Source organism: Brevundimonas sp., from assembly GCF_041648115.1.
Lineage (GTDB): Bacteria > Pseudomonadota > Alphaproteobacteria > Caulobacterales > Caulobacteraceae > Brevundimonas.
In genome coordinates this window covers 91,288-112,643 of the sequence record NZ_JBAZPR010000005.1, presented here as the reverse complement: position 1 = coordinate 112,643, position 21,356 = coordinate 91,288, and the positions used below count along the sequence as shown (strand labels likewise).

Genomic DNA, 21,356 nt, shown 5'->3' with positions numbered 1-21,356 from the left:
AATTCGGTTTAGGCCTTTGTCCATGAAACTCGCCTCGCTCAAGCACGGCCGCGATGGCCGCCTCGTCGTCGTCTCGCAGGACCTGAACTGGTTCACCGACGCCTTCCTGATCGCTCCGACGCTGCAGGCGGCGCTCGACGACTGGGACCAGTGCGGGCCCCGGCTGGAGGCCCTGGCTGAGAGCCTTGAGCATGAGGGCGTGCCGCGCGGTCGCTTCCGCGAACACGAGGCCGCTTCGCCCCTGCCCCGCGCCTATCAGTGGGCCGACGGCTCGGCATATGTGAACCACGTCGAGTTGGTGCGTAAGGCGCGCGGCGCCGAAATGCCCGAGACCTTCTGGACCGATCCGCTGATGTATCAGGGCGGCTCCGACAGCTTCCTGGCGCCGCGTGATCCCATCCCCCTGGCCGACGAAGCCTGGGGCTGCGACCTCGAAGCCGAGATCGTCGTGGTCGTCGGCGACGTGCCGCAGGGCGCGACGCGGGAACAGGCCCTGGCCGCCATCCGCCTGGTCGGCCTGGTCAACGACGTGAGCCTGCGCAACCTGATCCCCGCCGAACTGGCCAAGGGGTTCGGCTTCGTCCAGTCCAAGCCCGCCAGCGCCCTGTCGCCGGTTCTGGTCACGCCGCAGGCCCTGGGCGACCGATGGAAAGACGGCAAGCTGCACGGCGCGCTGACCGTCCAGTTGAACGGCTCCGACTTCGGCAAAGCCGACGCCGGCGTCGACATGACCTTCGACTTCGGAACCCTGATCGCCCACCTGGCCAAGACCCGGTCGCTGGGCGCCGGGACCATCATCGGATCGGGCACTGTGTCCAACAAGGACGCCGACGGCGGCCCCGGCAAGCCGGTATCTGAAGGCGGCCTGGGCTATAGCTGCATCGCCGAGGTCCGCACGGTCGAGACGATCCTGCGCGGCGCCGCCGAGACCCCCTTCCTCAAGCACGGCGACACGGTGCGGATCGAGATGCTGGACGACCGTCACCACTCGATCTTCGGCGCCATCGAACAGACGGTCGGCCCGCTTTCCAGCGCAGAATGACAGCGCTAGATTGATGGCGTCGGCCTCGGGGGAGGCCGCAAAGTCTTGGGGAGAGACGACGTGCCGCCTGAAAAACTGATCCCGCTGCTGATGATTCCGATCATGCTGGTGGTCGTGCTGCTGAAAAATCGCAGGAAGCGGGTGCTGAAGCCGCATCTGTTGTGGGTCATGCCGGCCATCGTCCTGCCGCTGATCGGCCTGGGTCTGTGGGGCACGGCTCAGAACCCCAATATGGCCCACGCCCCGTTCGGCCCCGACGCCTGGGCGGTGCTGGCCATCGGCGGCGTCTTGGGCGGGATCGCCGGCTGGTATCGCGGCAAGACCGTCACCATCGAAAAGGAGCCGAACGGTTCGCTGATGGCCCAGGCCTCGCCTCTGGGCCTGATCCTGCTGGTCGTTCTGTTCGCGGGCCGGTCGCTGCTGCGCGACCTGATCGAGAGCCACGCCGCCGAATGGCATCTGAACGCCATGGCCGTGACCGACGCCTTCCTGGTCTTCGCCATGGGCCTGATCGTCATGCAGCGCGTCGAAATGTACATCCGCGCCCGCCGCATCCAGGCCGGCGGCACGGACAGCCATGTCGAGGTCGTGGCGTGATCGCGGGCCTGCTGCTGGCGCTCGCGCAAGAGGCCGTCGCACCGGATCTGGCGTGGACGGCGACCAAAAGGGACGGCCTGGAAGCTGCGTCTATTGAATACGATGTCGGGGTGACCCTCTCGGCGGCTTGCCGAAATGGGCGGTTCGTGTTCGCGTTGGGAGGACTGCCGACGACTGGCGCCTCCGAAGGAACCCGGAAACTCGACGTCAGTCTCCGCGACCCGGTGCTGGTATCCTCGGTCTGGTCGGTCGCGCCGAACAGCAACGGCTCGGTCGTTTTGGCTCCAGCCCCCTCAATCTACGCACGCCACCTTCGTTCGTCAGAGAGCTTCACCGTGCGCATTCCTGCGGAGGGTGACCGTCGAGCACAACGCTACCAACTCGCCCTTCCCCGCGATCATGCGGCGCTCGACGCGGTAATGACGGCTTGCGACGTCGCGTTGGAGAACGCTGCCGACGCAATCTATGATCCCCGCCCCCTGGATGTCGTCTGGGCCGTCCCACCAAGGATAACCCCGCCGCCGACGTTGCCCTCAGCCAACTATGCGGAAGCTTTGATTCAGTGCTCCGTTGATGAACGCGGCAAACCCAAAGATTGCGCCCTTCTGGACGAAAACCCCGCACGCTCGGGCTTTGGCCGCCATGCCTTGCGAATGATCACAAGCGGGCGAGTGGAACGCATCGACGGGGCGCCTATACAGTCGGGCGGCGTCTTCACGACAAGAATGACCTTCAGCATGACGGAACGCTGAACGAACACTAGACCCGCCTCACCGCTCTGTGGCATGAGGCGGCCTCTGCGGGCGTGGTGGAATTGGTAGACGCGCTGGATTCAAAATCCTGTTCCGAAAGGAGTGCCGGTTCGACCCCGGCCGCCCGCACCACCTTCTTCACATGATAAGCGTTTTCACCCGCCGGCCCGGCGCGGCGGACGTCAGGATACGGCGAACTGCCGTGCGATCGCCAAGGCGCCGATCACGATCGCAAGCACGACGACCAGGCCGATGACGACGGCGATCCCGGCCTTGGCCTGATCCCGGTTTGAACGCGCGTTGGCTTCGAGGTCCAGATAGAACAACCCTTCCCCGACCGGCACGATCACCTTGTGCTTGATCAGGGCGTCGACGGTGTGGCGTGGGGACTTGGGCGGCAAGGCGATGGCGGTGTCGGCGGTCAGCGCCCCGGCCTTCTGGAAATGCTCCACGACCCGGTTGCGGACGCGCGCGGCGTTGATCGCGGCATTTGCGGCAATATTGGCGGCGGCGTTCGTGGCGGCGTTCATCGCAAACTCTCGGCTGGGGAAGCGATCAGCCGCATCCGCTTCACCTCAGTTCAAACCGCGACGCTTGAAAGCGCAAGAGCCGATCAGCCCAACTGGCGGTGGAAGAACCCCGCCACGTCGGCGAGCACCGTCGCCTTCTTGCGGAACAGGGGCGAGAAGGTCGCGATCAGGTCGGCGTGGTCCAGGCCCGGATAGAGCTTGGCCTCCGAGCGGCCGCCCGCCGCCCGCATCCGTTCATCCAGAATGATGGTGTCCTCGTCGTGGACCACCGTGTCCGCCGTGCCGTGGCCCAGCCACAGCGGCGGGGCGTCGGCGCGCACGAAGGTGACGGGCTGGGTCAGGGTCGGGTCCGGCGCGCGACCGAAGGCATTCTGCGACGCCGCCACGTCGAAAGGCAGGAAGTCGTAAGGCCCCGCCAGCCCCGCCGCCGCCTTGATCAGACCGGGCCGACCGACAGCGGCCATGTAGCGCCGGTCCAGCGCGATCATCATCGCCAGGTGCGCGCCCGCCGAATGGCCCAGCACGCCCAGGCGCGCGGGATCGCCGCCATACTGAGCCGCCACATCCGCCGCCTTGGCCGTGGCGGCGGCGGCGTCCTCGATGAAGGCCGGGAAGATGACCTGGGGCACGACGCGGTAGTCCGGCAGGGCCACGACGAACCCTTGCGCCGCCAGCGCTTGCGCCGCCCAGCCGTACTGGCTGCGCGACCCTGAATCCCAGCCGCCGCCGTAGAAGAAGACCAAGGTCGGATAGGATCCCGGCGCGGTCGGGGCGTAAATATCCATCTGCTGGCGCGGATCGTCGCCATAGGCGATGTCGCGCGCGACGCGGCGCACGCCTCCGTCCCTTGGCCCAAGGGTGTTGAGCAGGCCCAGCGGCGAGCAGGCGGCGGCGAGAAGCCCCAGGGCGGGCGCGAAAAGTCCACGGCGGGTCATGCGGAGTGCTCCATCGCGCTCAATACGTTCGCGCCGCCGATTCGGTCTTCGTCGCCCCGATGATTACCGTGCTCCCGTAATCAGTCGACCGCAGTCGGCGTCCTCGGCCAGGCCCGGATCGACGAAGGCGAACAGGGCCGTCACCGGCGCCACCACCGCGCCCAGCAGGCCTGCCAGCCCGCCCTGCGACACCACATCGCCCAGATCGACCCCGACCTTGGGCGCCGTCAGCGGGCCGGAGACGGTGATCGGCGCCCACAGACGCAGCAGGCGCGGCTTCTTGGATTCGCCCTCGATGCGCAGGTTCATCGTCTCGGCGCCCAGATTTATCGTGCCCTTGCCCTGGGCCAGGACCACATCCGTATCGATGACGAAGGTGCGGGCGGTCGCCGTGCCCCCGCTGACGCTGAAATCGGCGACGGCGCAGCGGATCTGGCTTTCGGACTGATCGCCGCTGAGCAGTTTCAGCAGGCCCGCGCTGGCGTTGATGCCCAGCAGTTCGGCAAAGGCCGCCCGCATCCGACCGTTCGGCACCACCAGGCTGAGCGAGCCTTTCGACGCCCCCGCGAAATCATGGATCGAGGCGCCCGGCCCTTCCAGCCTGGCGCGGCCCAAGGCGCGACCGCTTAACGGGACGGAGCCGTTACGGGCGGGAATGATCGATTCCAGCGGATAGCCGGCCAGCCGCAGATCCACCGTGCTGTAGGGCGTGTCCCGGGTCGCATTGATCCGCGCCGTGCCGTTCATCTCGCCGCGGTTGAAGTTGAAGCTGATCGGGTCGAGCTTGAGGATGCCGTCCTTCAGGTCCGCGCCCAGGTTCACGGCGCGCACATCGAACGCGTTCGCCTTCACCGCCGCCGCCCGGTAGGTCAGCGTTCCGTCCATGGTGCGCAGGCGTTCGGTCTGCAGCTTGGCGTCGGGCAGCAGCTTGCCGCCGACCACGACCGGCGCCTCGGTGTCGGTGCCGGCCGCATTGGTCCGGGTCCGCGCACCCAGCACGGCGGCCAAATCGTCGATGTCCAGGCGGCGCGAGGTCAGTTGCGCATCCACCCTCAGGCGCTGGGCGGAATCGACCCGCACCTCGCCCGACAGGTCGGACGCACCGACGCGCCCGTCGAAATCCTTGAAGGTCCAGATCCGCTCGTTACGGTTCAGCGCGCCCGACAGCCGATAGGGCGGCGTGTTGGGCAGGGTGACGCCGGTCAGCAGATAGAGGTCCGACATATTGCGCCCCTGCATCGTCAGGGTCGCATCGAACCGACCCAGGTCGAACGGGCGGGTGATCGCGCCCTTTGCGACCAGGGAAGATCCCGCCCCGCTGACCTCGGCCTCGAACCGATAGGGCCGGTTGCGCCGAATGTTCATGAAGGGACCGCCCTCGATCTTCAGCGTCAGAGGCGCGCCGTTCACCGTGCCTCGCCCGTCCAGCAGGAAGCCGGCGGCGCCGCTGGCGGCCTCGCGCGCGTTGACGGCGGCCTGCAGCGTCAGGCCCCGCCGCTGTTCGTCGAAGGACAGCTGACCGTCGGTGATGATCAATTGCTGGATCACCGGCAGTTTCAGCCCCTCGCCGGTGTCGGGCTTGTTGGGGTTCAGCTCCCAGCTCTTGCGACCGTCCTTGGTCGAGATCAGCACGACCCTGGGCCGGGTGAAGCTGAGCAGCGGCATCTCGATCTGGCCGGCCAGCAGTTTCCTGAGCCTGACCGAGGCGCGGACCTCGTCGACGTCGGCCGTGTCGCGATCCCGCGCCCAGTCCGGCCCGCCGACCTTGAGCCCCCGCACCACGGCGGACGGCGTCCAGCTGAACAGGTTGACGTCCAGGTCCCCTGTCAGGGCGATCTGGCGATCGTATTTGACCGAGGCCCAACGGCCGATAGGTCCACGCAGCATGTTCCAATCGAACAGGGCCAAAAACAGCAACACCACCGCGACGAGGACCAGCACGACCCCCGCCGCCCATTTTTCTGCGGATCCGGGCCGCCGCGCCGCCGCATAGACGGGGTCGTTGTCGCGAACCCAGTCGCGCCAGGACCGCAGGCGCACGCCCGCCGGAACCAGCGCCCTTTGATGCACGCCAGCCCGAAAAGTCCGCCAATTCCGTGGGTTCGACAATCGCTCGTCTCCGTCAGCCACAGAGAACGCATCAGCCCCCGTTTGGCGCCGCAACGTCAACCTCTCGTCAGTCGTCGTCTATTTGACGTGAACTTGTCGCATATTCTTTACAAACAGAAATATCGGCGCATATTTCGTCAGAGTCCTGATCTTAATTCAGGCCATGGAGGATGACCCGATGACCCGTTTTCTCACCCCTGCCCTGATCGTCGCCGCCCTGGCGGCCGCCGCGTCGCCCAGTCTGGCCCAAAGCTCGACGCCGCGCGCCGAACGCGCAGCCGTTCTCCAGTCCGTCATGGTTTGTGGAACCGATGCGGCCTCGCGCCTCGCCTATCAGCGCGACAACGGCGTGACCCCCACCTTCGTCACCGCACAACAGGCGGTCGCCGCCCGCCAATCGGGCCAGCGCTGGGCCGCCCCGCGCTGCATGACCGCACACCAGTATGACCGCCTCGCCGGCGCACCCCAGATGCGCGCCTCGCTCTGATCCTGCGGCCCGACGCATGAAAAAGGGGCGCGGTCTGACGACCGCGCCCCTTTTGTCATTTCAAGCTGACGCGGCTTACTGCGCCGGCGTCAGATATTTGTTCAGCCAGCCGAACACTTCATTGTGCCATTGCAGGCTGTTGGCCGGTTTCAGCACCCAGTGGTTCTCGTTGGGGAAGACGATCAGGCGGCTGTCGATGCCGCGACGTTGCAGCGCCGTGAAGGTCGACAACCCTTGCGCGGTCGGAATGCGGAAGTCGCGGTCGCCCTGAACCACCAGCATCGGCGTCTTCCAGTTCTCGACATGGTTGGCCGGGTTGAACTTCTGATAGCCCTCCGGCTTGTCCCACGGGGTGCCGCCGTATTCCCACTCGGTGAACCACAGCTCTTCGCTGGAATAGCCCATGCCAAAGGTGTCGAAGACGCCGTCGTGGTTGACCAGGCACTTGAACTCGTTGGACCAGTTACCGGCGATCCAGTTGATCATATAGCCACCGTACGACGCGCCGAGCGCGCAGGCGTTGTCGCCGTCCAGGAAGCTGTATTTCTGCTGCGCCGCCGCCCAGCCCTTCTGCAGGTCTTCCAGCGGGCGATCGCCCCAGTGCTGGCTGATCGCGTCGGTGAAGGCCTGACCGTAGCCGGTCGAGCCGTGGAAGTCGATCATCACCACCGCATAGCCGGCGCCGGCGTAGGTCTCGGGATTCCAGCGATAGGACCAGCCGTCGCCGAACGAGCCCTGCGGCCCGCCGTGGATCAGGAAGGCGACCGGATATTTGCGGCCCTCAACATAGCCGGCCGGCTTGATGACATAGCCGTGGACCGTCTCGTTGTTCCAGCCGGGGAAGCTGAACTGCTCATACTCGCCGAACTGTTTGGCGTCGAAGGCCGGGTTGGCGTTGGTCAGGCGCAACGGCATTTCGCGACCCAGGAAGGTCTTGAAATAGAGGTCGCTGGGGGCCTTCAGACTGTCCTGAGCCAGGACAAAACCCGACGGCGTCTGCTGGAAGGCCGAGACGTGGCCCGCGCCCGTGATCGGCGTCACCACGCCGTTGCGCGTATCCACCGAGAACAGTTTGGTCGAACCGACGTCGCCCGCCGTCGTGTACAGCGTCTGGCCGTCGCGCGACCATTGCAGGGTGTCCGCCGACCGGTCCCAGTTCGAGGCGATCTCGCGCTTCTGGCCGGTTTCGACATCCATCAGCACGATCTGATAGCGATCCGCCTCGAAGCCCGGCCGCGCCATGGCGCGATAGGCCAGGGTCCGTCCGTCCGGCGAGAAGACCGGGCCGGTGTCCCAGGCGTCGTTGTCGTCGGTCAGGTTGGTGAAGGTGCCGTCGCCGGTCAGGCCGTTGGTCTTCCATAGGTCGAAGTTGGTGCTCCACGGCTCGGTCTGACCCGCCAGACGCGCCGAGAAGACCACGGCGTCACCCGCCGGCGTGAAGACGAACTCGCTCTCGTCGCCGAACGGCTTGGACGGCGTGTCGCCATCGAAGCCCTTGGTGATCCAAGAAGGCGTTCCCGTCGCCTTGCCGTCGCGGCCGATGGACTGGACGAACAGGTGGTTCTGGGTGTGGTCGTTCCAGGTGTCCCAGTGACGCACGAACATGCGGTCATAGACTTGGCCCGTCGTCTTCTGATCGGCGATGGCCTTGCCCTGTTCGACCGAGGCGTTCAGGTCGGCCGCGTTCGGATAGACCGCCAGAGACACCGCCACCTTGTCGCCCGTCGGGCTGATCCGATAGGCGTTCACGTCGGTCGGCAGGTTGGTCACCTGCACCGGCGCCGACGTGGGCGAGGCCACACGCCAGACCTGGCTCGCGCCCGACTTGCCCGACAGGAAATACAGATTGCCGTCCCCGCCCCAGCGCGCGGTGTTGGCGCCCTGATCCGAGATCGCCAGGCGACGCGGCGCAGTGTCCGGCGCGTTCAGGTCCAGGATCCACAGGCTGCCCGCGCGGCGGTTGGCGTCCACGTCCGTGGTGGTGACCGAATAGACGACATAACGGCCGTCCGGCGACACCTGCGGATCGCCCAGCCGGTTGGCGGTGATCATGTCCTTATAGGTGAAGGCGTCGGGCGTCGCGGGCGCTGCGGGAACCGGGGCGGGCGGAACCTGGGCCAGGGCAGGAACGGCGCTCATCAGGGCGACAGCCGCGCAGGCGGCGGACAGAAGGGAACGGTGACGCATCAAGCTCTTCCTCGGAAATCTTGCTGCGCCAAGGCGTAGCACCGCCGTTCGCCAGGCGGAAGTTGTCGCGAACGACTGGCTTAGCTAAGATAGTGGGTCCAAGGAGCGCGACATGACCACCGTCACCGTCCACCACGCCAAGACCCATCTTTCCAAACTGATCGCCGCCGCCGAACGCGGCGAAGAGGTCGTCATCGCCCGCGGCGACAAGCCGGCCGTGCGGATCGTGCCTTTCGAACCAGCCGCAAAGCCTGATCGCAAGCCGGGCCGGCTGAAGGGCGTGGGCAAGTTCGACGAAAGCTTCTTCGATCCGCTTCCTGAGGAAGAACTTCGGCTGTGGGAAGGACGCGGCGATTGAATGTCTTGCTCGATACCCACGCCCTCATGTGGTGGGTCTGGGATGACGAGCGCCTGACGCAACCGGCGAGACAGGCCATTCGATCGGCCGAAACCATATTCGTGAGCAGCGTCTCGGCCATCGAGATCGCCATCAAATACCGGATCGGCAAACTGCCGAACGGCGAGATGCTGGCTGAGCACTTTCTTCAGGTCATGCAGAACGAAGCGTTCACAGAGCTTCCCGTAACCTGGCGCGACGCGAGCCTCGCCGGCCGCATGGAAGGCGATCACCGCGATCCGTTCGACCGGTTGCTGATCGCTCAGGGCCTGCTTAACGAACTGACGCTCGTGTCCAACGAGCGCCTGTTCGACAGTTTCGGGGTCGCCCGGATCTGGTGACCTGCTTGGCGACCTATTGGGCCGCCGTGTAACGGCCGACCCAGTCCAAAATCTCCTGCTGCCAGTCGACCCAGGTGCGGGGCTTCAGCACCCAGTGATTCTCGTCCGGCACATGGATGAAGCGGCTGGGGATCCCCTCACGCTGCAGGGCCGAGAAGGTCGCCAACCCCTGCTCCATCGGCACGCGGAAATCCTTGGACCCGTGCAGCACCAGCATCGGCTTCTTCCAGTCTCCGACGAAGGTCTCCGGGTTGAAGGCGTCGTACACCTCCTTGCGCTCCCAGCTCGGCCCGCCGAACTCGTGGATGAAGTTGCCGATATCCATGGCGTTCATCAGCTGGGGCACGTCGAACACCCCGGCGTGGTTGACCAGGCAACGCCACGGCCCGTTCCACTTGCCTGCGATCATATTGACCATATAGCCGCCGTAGGAGGCGCCCAGGGCGCAGGCCCGGTCGCCGTCGATCCACGGATTGCTGGACAGGGCCGCCGCCCAGCCCTTCTCCAGATCCTCCAGCGGCCGGTCGCCCCAGTGGTCGTTGATGGCGTCGGTGAAGGCCTGGCCGTAACCGGGCGAGCCGTGGAAGTTGATCATCACCACCGCATAGCCGGCGGCCGTATAGGTCTGCGGGTTCCAGCGGTAGGAGAAGCTCTCGGTCCAGGGCGACTTGGGCCCGCCATGGATCAGATAGACGGCCGGATAGCGCCGCCCCTCGACCGCACCGGCGGGTTTGAACACCCAGCCCTGCACCGGCTCGTTGTTCCAGCCGGCGAAGGTGAAGGCCTCGCCCTTGGGCAGGTCCAGTTGCGCCAGCACCTCGGCGTTCTGGCGGCTGATCTGGCGCGGTTCGCTATTGGTGTGGACGAAGATCTGCGCCGGAGCGACGAAGCTTTCGTGGGCATAGGCCAGGACGCCCGCCACCTCTTCATACGACCCGACCGTGCCGGTCCCGGTCAGGGGCGTGACCCTGCCGTTGCGTGAATCGACCGAGAACAGCCGGTTCTGGCCCTCGTCCGCCGCCGAGACCAGCAGCGACCGCCCGTCGGTGCGCCATTGCAGGCCGCCCGCGCCGCGATCCCAGTCGGTCAGCTTCTTCGCGCCCGAGCCGTCGGCGTTGGCGACCCAGACTGCCGCCTGATCCCCGCCGACATTCTCGCGCGGCGCCGACAGCCAGGCCAGTTGGCGACCGTTCGGCGAAAAGACAGGATTGCCGTCGGGTCCCTTGTTCGCCTCGGTCAGGTTGATCGGCGCGCCGCCATCCAGCGCCACGCGAAAGACATCGCTGTTGCTGGTGAAAGGCTCGCCCGCCCCTTGCGTCTGGGTGCCATAAACCAGGGTCCGGCCGTCCGGCGAAATGTCGAAGCTGGAATCGCCCGCCGACACATCGGCGTCCAGGCCCATCAGCAAGTCGCGCGGTTCGCCGCCGCCCAAACCAGACCCGTTCAGGGGCTGGACGAACAGATGGGTGCGGCGCGTATCGACCCAGTGATCGAAGTCGCGCAACGGCAGACGGTCGTAGGACTGGATCGTCGATTTCCCTCGCGCATCCAGCCGCGTCTTGGTGCAGGCCAGGGCGTCGCAATCGACGAAGACCGAGACCGCCAGCACCAGCGACCTGCCGTCCGGTGCGATGCGGAAACCCGACACATCGAACGGCAGGGTCGTCACCTGGGCCGCCGCCATCCCGGCCGCATCGGTGCGCCAGACCTGGTTCGACCCGCCCCGCGACGACAGGAAATAGATCGCCCCGCCGTCCGGCGCCCAGCGCGCGCCCGAGGCGCCGCCTTCGGAAATCGCCAGCCTGCGCGGCTCTCCCCCCGCGACATCCGCCAGCCACAGGCCGTTGACGCCCTTGTTGCCGTCCCAGTCGGTGGTGCGCACGGCGTAGACGATCTGGCGACCGTCAGGCGAGACGCGCGGCTCGCTGACCCGCTCCATCATCGCCAAGTCCTTCAGCGACAAACCGCGCGGTTGGGCCTGGGATGGAGGCGCCGCGGCCTCGACCGGCGCAGGCGCCGCCTGCTGAGCGAACGCCGGCGCGGCGGCCAGCATCAGACTTCCAAAGGCGGCGGCCGCCATCCAGCGCGAACGCGTCATGTCTCAACTCCCCACAGGTTTTCGCCAGTGATAGGGGTCGCCTGACGGATCGCCAAGCTCACAGGACGCCGCGCATCTTGCCCCCTCCGACCGAACCGGCGACAAGCGTTCATCCATGACCGCATCCTCCACACCCGCACGGCGCAGGCCTCACATCGTCGATGTGCTGATCGCCGAACGCGCGCCGCGCCTGACCGCCTCGCACCTATGGCCCGTGGTGCGCCCGGCCCTGTATGGCGTGCTGGGCTATGGGGCGGCGGTGCGGATGGCCGACGCTATCCAGCCCCTGTCGGGGACGCAGACCTTCGACTACGTGTCCGACCTGCTGAAGCTGAAGGTCACGACGACCAACCTTGATCGCCTGCCCGCGACCGGCCGCTGCATCGTCGTCTGCAACCACCCCACCGGCATCGCCGACGGGGTCGCCGTGTTCGACGCGATCAAACGGCGACGCAGCGACATGATCTTCTTCGCCAACGCCGACGCCATCCGCGTCTCGCCCCGGCTGGACGAGACCATCATCCCCGTCGAATGGGTCCACGACAAACGCACCCGTGAAAAGACCCGCGCCACCCTGACCGCCGCCAAGGAAGCCTTCGAGGCCGAACGCTGCGTCGTCATGTTCCCCGCCGGTCGTCTGGCGCGCGAGAGGAACGGCGTCCTGACCGACCCCGAATGGGCGCCGACCGCCGCCTCGATGGCGCGCAAATACGATGCGCCGGTGATCCCCATGCACGTCACCGGCCCCTACAGCCGCCTGTTCCACCTGTTCGACAAGGTCTCGCAGGAGCTGCGCGACGTGACCCTGTTCCACGAACTGCTGAACAAGGCGAACAAGCCGTTCGGCGTCGATGTCGGCCTGCCCATCCCCGCCGACCGGCTGGACGTGGACGCCGCCAGGGCCACCGAGGCGCTGAAACATTTCACCGAACGCACCCTGGCCGCCGATCCAGACGCGGTGTTCGCATGAAGATCGAACTGCCCGACGCCGAGGCCACCACCGCCCTGGGCCAGGCCATCGCCCCCCTGCTGGCGGCGGGCGACAGCCTGCTGCTCTACGGTCCGCTGGGCATGGGCAAGTCCACCTTGGCGCGCGGCCTGATCCGCGCCCTGACCACGCCCGACGAGGACGTGCCGTCGCCGACTTTCACCCTGGTCCAGTTCTATGAGAGCGACCCGCCCGTCGCCCATTTCGACCTCTATCGCCTGACCCGGCCGGAAGAGGCGTTCGAGATCGGTCTGGACGAGGCGCTGGACGAGGGATGCGCCGTCATCGAATGGCCCGAGCGTCTGGGCGACGAGCCCGGCCGATTCCTGGGGCCAGACCAACTCACCGTTACGATCTCGGAGCAGGGCGAAGGCCGCCTTGCGACCGTTTCCGGCGTAGGCCGATGGAAAGAACTGATCGACCATGTCCGTTTCTGACCGCGAACAGCTTTGTCTCGACTTCCTGGCGTCCGCCGGTCTGGCCGACGCCGTGCGCGCCCCCCTGCCCGGCGACGCCTCGACGCGGCGCTACGAGCGGCTGACCCCGGCTGACGGTCCGACCCTGATGCTGATGGACCAGGCCCCCGCCGCCGAAAGCCCGCCCGCCGATCCGGCCTGGACGCCTGAGCAGCGCCACGCCGCCGGCTGGAACGCCGTCGCCCGCCTGTCCGCCGGCCGGATCGAGGCCTTCGCCGCCGTCGCCGCCCACCTGAAGTCGCTGGGCCTGTCCGCCCCCGACATCCCGGCCCTGGACGCCCCCAACGGTCTGGCGGTGCTGGAGGATTTCGGCGACGCCCTGTTCGCCCGCGTGATCGAGGAAGGCGCCGACGAGACGCCGCTGTATCTGGCCGCCATTGAGGCCCTGGCTGTCCTGCACGAGGCCGAAACCCCGCCGCAGACCCTGCACGGCCCCGGCGGCGACTGGCCGCTGCTGACCTATGACGAGGCGGCGCTTCAGGGGGGAGCGGATCTGTTCGTCGACTGGCTGCCGAAGCTGGACGAGCGCGTCGCCTTCGACGACGACGCCATCGCCGACTGGCGCGCGGCCTGGGCGCCCATCGTCGCCTCGGGCGCGGCCGGGGCCTCGGTCATGGCCCACCGCGACTATCACGCCGAGAACCTGATCTGGCTGCCCGAGCGTGAAGGCCCCGCCCGCGTCGGCATGATCGACTTCCAGGACGCCGTCCGCGCCCACCCGTCCTGGGACCTGCATTCCCTGTTGCAGGACGCCCGCCGCGACGTCTCCCCCGCGCTGGAAGCCGAGGCCCTCGACCGCTATTTTGCCCTGCGTCCCGGCGTGGACCGCGCCGCCTTCATGGCCGACTACGCCGGGCTCGCCGCCCTGAACGAGGCGCGCATCATCGGCATCTTCGCCCGTCTGATCGCCCGCGACGGCAAGCCGCGCTACGCCCGCTTCCTGCCGCGCATGTGGCGGCATCTCAACGCCAATCTGGAACAGCCGGCCCTGGCGCCCGTCGCCCGCTGGTTCGACCGCCATGTCCCTGCCGAGGTTCGCGCATGACCCACAAGATCGCGCCCAGGACGGCGATGGTGCTGGCCGCCGGCCTGGGCACCCGGATGCGCCCCCTGACCGACGACCGCCCCAAGGCCCTGATCGAGGTCCAGGGCCGCGCCCTGATCGACCATGTGCTGGACCGACTGGCAGAGGCGGGGGTCGAAACGGCGGTGGTCAACGTCCACTGGTTCGCGGACCGTCTGGAAAGCCATCTGGCCGCGCGCGAACGCGGCCCGCAGATCGTCATCTCCGACGAACGCGCCGAACTGCTGGAGACCGGCGGCGGGCTGAAGAAGGCCCATCCCCTGTTGGGCGAGGATCCCGTCTTCGTCGCCAATATCGACAGCGTCTGGATCGACCGGGGCGATGCGCTAGGCGATCTGGTCCGCCTGTGGAACCCCGAGACGATGGACGCCGCGCTGCTGCTGGCCCGCCGCGAAGGCTCCATCGGCTTCGAAGGCGACGGCGACTTCTTCGTGCGCGACTCCATTTCTGGAGAGGGGGGCCGCTTGGCCTTCCGGGGCGCGGCCGCATCGGCGCCTTACGCCTATATGGGCGTCCACATCACCCGGCCCGGCTATGCCGACAACGGCTGCGAAGGCCCCTTCTCCCTCAGCCCCCTGTGGCGCAAGTCCGCCACCCAGGGCCGTCTGTTCGGCTGCGTCCTCGACGGCGACTGGATGCACGTCGGCGATCCCCAGGCGCGGGATCAGGCCGAGGCGAAACTGGCGGGAGACGCGTGAGCGCCTTCGACCCATTCGCGGATCTCCCTCAAGCAGCCGACCGCCGCGCGGGCGGCGCTAGGGAAACAGGAATGTGCCCCCGCTGGTACGCCATCCCCGCGCACCGGCCGTTCCTCGAAGACCTGGCTGCCGGCGTCCTGGCCTGGCTGGGCGAACTGCCGCCCGAGACCCTGTCGGACGCCACCATCCTCCTGCCCAACCGCCGGGCTGCGCGCGCCTTCACCGGCGCCCTGTCGAAACTGTCGGGCGACCGACCGATTCTGCTGCCCCAGGTCCGGCCGCTGGGCGACCTGGAGGAGGACGAGCCACCCTTCACGCCCGGCGCCTTGGGCCTCGATCTGCCGCCCGCCATTCCCGCCCTGACGCGCCGGTTCGAGATGGCGCGGATGATCGTCGAACAGTTCGACCCCAGCCTGAGCCCGATGCGTGCGCTGGATTTGGCCGACGCCCTGGGCGGCTTCCTCGATTCCTGCCAGCTGGAGGAAATCCCCAACCCCGAACGTATCGCAACCCTGGTCGACGGTGAGATGGCCGAACACTGGGAGCGGTCGGCCGAGTTCCTGGGCCTCGCCGTCACCGCCTGGCCCAAACGCCTGGCCGAACTGGGCCTGGTCGATCCGGCCTGGCGCCGCGCGACCCTGCTGCGCCGCCTCGCGGAACTGTGGGACGCCCACCCCCCGACCCAGGCCGTCATCGCCGCCGGCTCGACCGGCACCGTCCCCGCCGCCGGCGACGTGCTGAAGGCCGTGGCCAAGGCCCCGCTGGGCTGCGTCGTCCTGCCCGGACTCGACCTCGATCTGGACGCCGGGGTCTGGGACCGGCTGGACGAACAGCATCCGCAGAGCGCGATGAAACGGCTGCTGGATCGCTGCGAGATCGCACGCGAGACCGTCCGTCCCTGGTTCCGCCCCGCCGTTTCTCCGGCCGTCCAAGCGCGTGGCCTGGCGCGTCAGCGGCTGGTCAACGAGGCCCTGCGTCCGGCAGAGGCCACCGACGACTGGCGCGGCGCCATTCGCGACATCCGTTCGGCTGCGGTCGCGCGCGGCGAGGCCCGCGATCCCATCGCCGAGGGCTTGCAGGGCCTGTCCCTGTTGACCGTCCGCGCCGAGGAGGAGGCCGCCGCCGCCATCGCCCTGATGATGCGCGAGACGCTGGAAACCCCCGGAAAAACCTGCGCCCTGGTGACGCCGGATCAGGCCCTGGGCCGCCGCGTCGCCGCCCGGCTGGAACGCTGGGGCGTGATCCCGGATTCCTCGGCGGGCAGCCCCCTGTCGCGCCTGCCCGCCGGCGCCCTGGTCGACCTGTGCGCCCGCTGGATCGCCGATCCGGTCCAGCCCCATCTGCTGCTGGCCGTCGTCAAACATCCGCTGGCCCGGTTCGACCTGGGCGACGCCTCTCAAGCCGCCGCGGTCGCCGCACTGGAGGAGCACGCCCTGCGCGGCCCCCGCCCGCGCGACTTCGCCGCCATCCATCGCCGCCTGCTGGAGGCGGTCCAGCCCGACCGGCGCGGCAAGGCGCCGCCCGAATGGAAGCGTGAACGCCTGTCGGCCGCGACCCGGCTGGTCGAGCATCTGCAGGCCGCCGTCGAGGCCGCCACAGCCGCCTTCACACCCGACGCCGACCTGAACCTCGCCGCCTCGGCCCTGACCCGGCTGATCGAGACCCTCGCGGGCCAGAACGCCTGGGCCGGTCCCGACGGCGAGGCGGCCGCCGCCCTCCTGTCCGGTTTGATCGAGGGCGGGGCGTCGCTGGGCCGAATCCGCCGCGCCGAACTGGCCGAACTGGTCACGTCTTTGGTCAAGGAAAACGTCGTGCGGACCGGCGGGGCGACCCATCCGTCGCTGCGGATTCTCGGGGCCATCGAGGCCCGTCTGGTGCGCGCCGACCGGATGATCCTGGCCGGGCTGGAGGAAGGCGTCTGGCCCCAGGCCGCCCCGACCGACCCCTTCCTGTCGCGCCCGATGCGCAAAGCCTTGGGTCTGCCCCCGCCTGAACGCCGCCTGGGCCAGACGGCGCAGGACTTCGTCCAGGCCGCCTGCGCCGACGAGGTCATCCTGATCCACAGCGAGCGGCGCGGCGGCCAGCCCGCCGTCCGCTCGCGCTGGCTGTGGCGGCTGGAGATGCTGACGCGCGGCGCCGACGCGGCCGAGACGCCCGTCGCCATCGCCCGCCCTGCCGCCGTCATCGACTGGGCCCGCGCTCTGGACGCACCCCCGGCAGGCCCGCCCCAGTTCGCCAAACGGCCCGAGCCCCGCCCGCCGGTGCATCGCCGCCCGCGCAGCCTCTATGTCACCCGGATCGAACGCTGGGTGCGCGACCCCTACGCCATCTACGCCCTGTGGGTGCTGGGGCTTGAGGCGCTTGATCGGCCCGGCGCTTCTGCCGAAGCGCTCGCGCGCGGCAACGCCGTCCACGCCGCCGTCGAGCGGCTGACGCTGGACTGGCCCGACGTCCTGCCCGACGACGCCGAGGCCCTGCTGCACGGCCATCTGCTGCGCGAACTGGGCGCGCGCGGGTTCGAGGACGCGGCCATGGCCCGCGAAGGCCCCCTGGCCCGCAACGCCGCCCGCTGGCTGACCGACTTCGAGCGGCGCCGGCGCGCGCGCGGCATCGACATCCTGGTCGAGCAGCAGGGGACCATGACCTTCGACGCCCCCGCCGGCCCCTTCACCGTCAAGGCCTTCGCCGACCGGATCGAGCTGGCGTCCGACGGGGCGGCGGTGATGGACTTCAAGACCGGGGCGGCGCCATCCGCCAAACAGGTCAAGTCCGGCTTCGCCCCGCAACTGACCCTGACCGCCGCCATCCTGGCCGACGGCGGGTTCGCGCGCACCAACGGCCCGGTCACGCCCGACGAACTGACCTATGTCCGGGTGGTCGGGCGAAAGACGGCGGGCGAGGTCATCACCCGCGCCTCGGGGCTTGAGGCCGCCGACCTGGCCCAGGCCGCGCTGGACGGGCTGAAGCGTCGCGTCGCCCGCTTCGACGACGAGAACACCCCTTACGTCTCCTGGGCCGCGCCCCAGTTCATGGGCAACCAGGGCGGCAACTACGACCATCTTGCCCGCGTCTGGGAATGGTCGGTCATCGGCGACGGGGACGAAGAATGAGTCTGTCGCCCCAGATCGTCTCCCCCCAGATCGTCGCCGCCGATCCGCGCCTGACCGTCTTCGTCACCGCCAACGCCGGTTCGGGCAAGACCACTACCCTGGTCAACCGGGTGGCGCGGCTGCTGCTGGACCAGGTCGATCCCGGCGCCATCCTGTGCGTCACCTACACCAAGGCCGCCGCCGCCGAGATGCAGGCGCGCCTGTTCGACCAGCTGGGTGGCTGGGCCGTGCTGGACGACGCCGCCCTGTCGCGCGAACTGGCCCGGCTGGACGACGGCGACCCGCAGGCGATGGATCACGCCGCCCTGTCGCGCGCCCGCAAACTGTTCGCCCGCGCGCTGGAGACGCCAGGCGGGTTGAAAATCCAGACCATCCACGCCTTCTGCGAGAAGTTGCTGCGTCGCTTCCCGCTGGAGGCCGGGGTCTCGCCCCGCTTCATCGTGCTGGAAGACCAAGCCGCCACCGCCCTCAGCCATTCCGCGCGCGAGGACCTGGCCCGCGCCGCCGTCGCCGACCCGGACGGTCCCATCGGCCAGGCCTACAGCCATTTCGCCGTCGAACTGGACTGGCAGAGGTTCCAGGCCCTGCTGTCGATGATCGAGGCCAAACGCGCCGACCTGCTGGACTATGTGGACCGCGCCGAGGCCGGGACCGCGCCCGATCCCTGGTCCCTGACCGGCGCCGAGCGCGACCGCACGCCTGAGGATCTGGAGCGGGACTTCGTCGCCTTCATCGATCCCGGCGAATGGAACCGCATGGCCGAGGCCATGGAGACCGGCTCGACCAACGACAGGAAGATCGCCGACGCCATGAGCGTCGCCGCGCCCCCCTACGCCGGCTTCGCGGCGCTGGCCGGGGTCTTTTGCACCCAGGCGGGCGAGCCGCGAAAGAGCATGGGCACCAAGTCGGCGCCGCAGGGGGCGGTCGGCTGGCTGGTCGATCTCCAGACGAAATTCCTCGCGACGCGCGAGGCCCTGCGCAAGACGCGGATCGCCGACGACACGGTCAAGGTCCTGACCCTGGCCCGCGCCCACGCCGCCTTCTACGAAAACGCCAAACGGTCGAAGGGCGCGCTCGACTTCCCCGATCTGGTCGCCCGCGCCGCCGCCCTGCTGACCGAGAGCGGAGCCGCCGCCTGGGTGCTGTACAAGCTGGACGGCGGGGTCGATCACGTCCTGATCGACGAAGCCCAAGACACCGCCCCCGAACAATGGGCCATCGTCCGCGCCCTGACCGGAGAGTTCTATTCTGGCCAGACATCCGGCCGCACGGTCTTCGCCGTCGGGGACGAAAAACAGTCGATCTATTCCTTCCAGGGCGCCCGGCCCGAACGGCTGCGTCAGGAACGCGGCGCGTTTCTCGCCCTGGCCGAGGGCGCCGGCGAACCCTTCGCCGGGCCGGAGCTGAACACCTCCTACCGCTCGACCGAAGAGGTGCTGGCCTTAGTCGACGCCGTCTTCGCCGATCCCGATCGCACCCGCGCCCTGACCGGTCCGCAAGGCGACATCGCCCGCCACATCCCCGCCCGCATCGGCCAGCACGGCGCCATCGACCTGTGGCCCCTGTTCCTCGACGAACCTGCGCCGGAGACCGACGCCTGGGACGATCCTGTCGATCAGGAAAGCGCCGGCAGCGCGCGTAAACGTCTGGCCCGCGACCTGGCCCGCGAAATCCGCCGCCAGGTCGAAAGCGGCGTCGCCGTCTTCGACCGCAGCACGCGCGACCTGCGCCCCGCAGGATACGGCGACTACATCGTCCTGGTCCGCCGCCGTGACGCGACGTTCGAGGAGATCATCCGGGCGCTGAAGACCGAGGGCGTGCCCGTCGCCGGGGCCGACCGGCTGAAACTGTCCAGCCATATCGTGTTCGACGACCTGATCTCGCTGGCCCGGTTCGCCCTCTTCCCCGACGACGACCTGTCCCTGGCTGAGGTGCTGCGCAGCCCCCTGTGCGACGTGGACGAGGACGGCCTCTATGCGCTGGCCGGCCGCGAGAACCGCAAGGCCGGCCAGCTGTGGCGCGACCTGCGTGACCGGGCCCACGAACGCCCCGAATGGACCCGCGCCCGCGATGCGCTGCAAGCCGCCATCGGCGCGCGCGGCGGCGATCCCTTCACCTTCTTCTCCCAGGCCCTGAACCGCGTGGACGACACCGGCCGCTCCGGCCGCGCCCGCATCCTGGCCCGGCTGGGCCGCGAGGCGGAAGAGGCCATCGACGAAACCTTGAACCAGGTGCTGGCCGCCGAGAACCGGGGCGCGGTCGATCTGGAAACCTGCCTGGCCCAGCTGGAGGCCGCCGACGTCGAGGTGAAGCGCGAACTGGAGGGGGCGCGCGGCGAGGTCCGCGTGATGACCGTGCACGGCGCCAAGGGGCTTGAGGCGCCCATCGTCATCCTGCCCGACACCACCATGAAGGCCAAGGCGCAAGGCCCGTCCCTGATGCCCGCCGTCACGCCGGAAGGCGAAGGCGAGGCCTGGCTGATGGCCCCCGGTTCGGCCCGTGACGACTGTCCCGCCTCGGCCGACGCCCGCGCCGCGCGCCAGGCCCGCACCGACGACGAGACCCTGCGCCTGCTCTATGTCGCCCTGACCCGCGCCCGCGACCGCGTCATCGTCATGGGCCGCGCCTCCAGCCGGGGCGCCGAGGCCGGCAGCTGGTGGTCGATCATCGAAGAGACCTTCGACCGGTTGGGCGATCAGGCGCGCGAGGTCGATAATGGCGTGCGCCGCTACGGCGTCGATCCCGAATGCCGCCCGGTCGCCGACGCCGAAATCCGTTCCGCCGCTACCCTTCCCGCCTGGGCCGCCGCCTTGCCTCCGGCCGACGCCGCCGCCCGCTTCGCCTCGCCGTCGCGGATGGAGGGATCGATCCGCATCCCCGCCCCCTCGCCCCTGGCCCGCAGCGCGGCTGGCGGCGCGGCCCTGGGCCGGTTCCGGCGCGGCGACCTGATCCACCGACTGCTGGAGCGCCTGCCAGAGATCACGCCCGCCGACCGTCCCGACGCGGCGCGCCGCCTGCTGGCCCGCGAGACTGATCTGGACGAGGCCCAGCGCGCCGAGATGATCGCCGCCGCCTTTTCGGTGCTGGACGACGCCCGTTTCGCCCCCGTTTTCGGCCCCGGCTCCCGCGCCGAGGTCGCGCTGACCGGCGCCCTGCCTGGCCCGTCGAGCGTGGCGATCAATGGCCGCATCGACCGGCTGGTGGTCACGCCCGAACGGGTGCTGGTCGTCGACTACAAGACCAACCGCCCCGCCCCGGACGCCATCGCGGCCGTTGATCCCGCCTATGTCCTGCAAGCCGCCGTCTATGTCGCCGTGCTCAAACGCCTCTATCCCGACCGCCCGATCGAGGCCGCCCTGGTCTGGACCGACGGCCCGAAACTCATGCCCATCCCGCAGGCCATGCTGGACGCGGCGTTGGCGAACAGTTGAATTGCCCGCGATTCGCTCCCACATCTGCGACTGAACGCTGGGCAGCCGTCCAGCGCGCCACAATTCGGCGCTCAAGCAGCGAGGCCCTGCGGGC

The 21,356-nt window shown here is 68.8% G+C and carries 17 protein-coding genes and 1 tRNA gene; 13 read left to right on the top strand and 5 right to left on the bottom strand.

Annotated features, from left to right (window positions below; all coding sequences use genetic code 11):
• Positions 1-22 precede the first annotated feature (22 nt).
• The 4 genes from WC597_RS06085 to WC597_RS06070 all read left to right on the top strand — a co-directional run bounded on the left by WC597_RS06085 (position 23) and on the right by WC597_RS06070 (position 2,523).
• Positions 23-1,042 carry a fumarylacetoacetate hydrolase family protein gene (locus WC597_RS06085; RefSeq protein WP_372692407.1) on the top strand — a complete coding sequence of 340 codons (1,020 nt, stop codon included), beginning with the start codon at positions 23-25 and terminating at the stop codon, positions 1,040-1,042.
• Between the two features lie 60 nt (positions 1,043-1,102).
• The gene (locus tag WC597_RS06080) at positions 1,103-1,639 is read left to right on the top strand and encodes a DUF1453 domain-containing protein (RefSeq protein ID WP_372692406.1); all 537 of its coding nucleotides are present in this window, start codon (positions 1,103-1,105) and stop codon (positions 1,637-1,639) included.
• Complete coding sequence (locus tag WC597_RS06075; protein WP_372692405.1) at positions 1,636-2,391, top strand: hypothetical protein; 756 nt, start codon at positions 1,636-1,638, stop codon at positions 2,389-2,391. The genes WC597_RS06080 and WC597_RS06075 overlap by 4 nt, the downstream gene beginning before the upstream one ends.
• A 47-nt stretch (positions 2,392-2,438) precedes the next feature.
• Positions 2,439-2,523, top strand: a tRNA-Leu gene (locus WC597_RS06070).
• 50 nt (positions 2,524-2,573) lie between these two features.
• On the opposite strand, the gene WC597_RS06065 is transcribed toward WC597_RS06070, so the two are convergent.
• From WC597_RS06065 to WC597_RS06055, 3 genes are all read right to left on the bottom strand, one after another.
• A complete protein-coding gene (locus tag WC597_RS06065; protein ID WP_372692404.1) occupies positions 2,574-2,921 on the bottom strand; it encodes a hypothetical protein in 348 nt (115 codons plus the stop codon).
• Between the two features lie 83 nt (positions 2,922-3,004).
• Positions 3,005-3,856, bottom strand: a complete 852-nt coding sequence (locus WC597_RS06060; protein ID WP_372692403.1) for an alpha/beta hydrolase — start codon at positions 3,854-3,856, stop codon at positions 3,005-3,007.
• A 63-nt stretch (positions 3,857-3,919) separates the two neighbouring features.
• Positions 3,920-5,896, bottom strand: a complete 1,977-nt coding sequence (locus WC597_RS06055; RefSeq protein WP_372692402.1) for an AsmA family protein — start codon at positions 5,894-5,896, stop codon at positions 3,920-3,922.
• Positions 5,897-6,143: 247 nt separating this feature from the next.
• Between WC597_RS06055 and WC597_RS06050 the strand changes: the two genes are divergently transcribed.
• On the top strand, positions 6,144-6,452 hold the full coding sequence (locus WC597_RS06050) for a hypothetical protein (protein ID WP_372692401.1): 309 nt from the start codon (positions 6,144-6,146) through the stop codon (positions 6,450-6,452).
• A 75-nt stretch (positions 6,453-6,527) separates the two neighbouring features.
• Here the strand turns inward: WC597_RS06050 and WC597_RS06045 are convergent, their stop codons facing one another.
• Positions 6,528-8,639, bottom strand: a complete 2,112-nt coding sequence (locus WC597_RS06045; protein ID WP_372692400.1) for a prolyl oligopeptidase family serine peptidase — start codon at positions 8,637-8,639, stop codon at positions 6,528-6,530.
• A gap of 112 nt (positions 8,640-8,751) precedes the next feature.
• Here WC597_RS06045 and WC597_RS06040 point away from each other — a divergent pair, with 112 nt between their 5' ends.
• Both WC597_RS06040 and WC597_RS06035 read left to right on the top strand, forming a co-directional pair.
• Complete coding sequence (locus WC597_RS06040; protein WP_372692399.1) at positions 8,752-8,997, top strand: type II toxin-antitoxin system Phd/YefM family antitoxin; 246 nt, start codon at positions 8,752-8,754, stop codon at positions 8,995-8,997.
• A complete protein-coding gene (locus WC597_RS06035) occupies positions 8,994-9,377 on the top strand; it encodes a type II toxin-antitoxin system VapC family toxin (protein WP_372692398.1) in 384 nt (127 codons plus the stop codon). Before WC597_RS06040 ends, WC597_RS06035 begins: the two co-directional genes overlap by 4 nt.
• Before the next feature lie 13 nt (positions 9,378-9,390).
• Here WC597_RS06035 and WC597_RS06030 read toward each other — a convergent pair whose 3' ends face one another.
• On the bottom strand, positions 9,391-11,475 hold the full coding sequence (locus WC597_RS06030; RefSeq protein ID WP_372692397.1) for a prolyl oligopeptidase family serine peptidase: 2,085 nt from the start codon (positions 11,473-11,475) through the stop codon (positions 9,391-9,393).
• Between the two features lie 115 nt (positions 11,476-11,590).
• Between WC597_RS06030 and WC597_RS06025 the strand changes: the two genes are divergently transcribed.
• The 6 genes from WC597_RS06025 to addA all read left to right on the top strand — a co-directional run bounded on the left by WC597_RS06025 (position 11,591) and on the right by addA (position 21,262).
• Positions 11,591-12,445 (top strand): GNAT family N-acetyltransferase, encoded by an 855-nt coding sequence (locus WC597_RS06025; protein ID WP_372692396.1) that lies wholly within the window; start codon positions 11,591-11,593, stop codon positions 12,443-12,445.
• The gene (gene tsaE, locus WC597_RS06020; protein ID WP_372692395.1) at positions 12,442-12,900 is read left to right on the top strand and encodes a tRNA (adenosine(37)-N6)-threonylcarbamoyltransferase complex ATPase subunit type 1 TsaE; all 459 of its coding nucleotides are present in this window, start codon (positions 12,442-12,444) and stop codon (positions 12,898-12,900) included. Before WC597_RS06025 ends, tsaE begins: the two co-directional genes overlap by 4 nt.
• Positions 12,887-13,984, top strand: coding sequence for an N-acetylmuramate/N-acetylglucosamine kinase AmgK (gene amgK / locus WC597_RS06015; RefSeq protein WP_372692394.1), 1,098 nt, complete (start codon positions 12,887-12,889; stop codon positions 13,982-13,984). Before tsaE ends, amgK begins: the two co-directional genes overlap by 14 nt.
• Positions 13,985-14,010: 26 nt before the next feature.
• Entirely contained in the window at positions 14,011-14,721 is a 711-nt protein-coding gene (gene murU, locus WC597_RS06010; protein WP_372692516.1) for an N-acetylmuramate alpha-1-phosphate uridylyltransferase MurU, read from the top strand.
• A 71-nt stretch (positions 14,722-14,792) separates the two neighbouring features.
• Entirely contained in the window at positions 14,793-17,831 is a 3,039-nt protein-coding gene (addB, locus tag WC597_RS06005) for a double-strand break repair protein AddB (RefSeq protein WP_372692393.1), read from the top strand.
• Positions 17,828-21,262: a double-strand break repair helicase AddA gene (addA, locus tag WC597_RS06000; RefSeq protein ID WP_372692392.1), complete on the top strand. Its 3,435-nt coding sequence runs from the start codon at positions 17,828-17,830 to the stop codon at positions 21,260-21,262. Before addB ends, addA begins: the two co-directional genes overlap by 4 nt.
• Positions 21,263-21,356 lie beyond the last annotated feature (94 nt).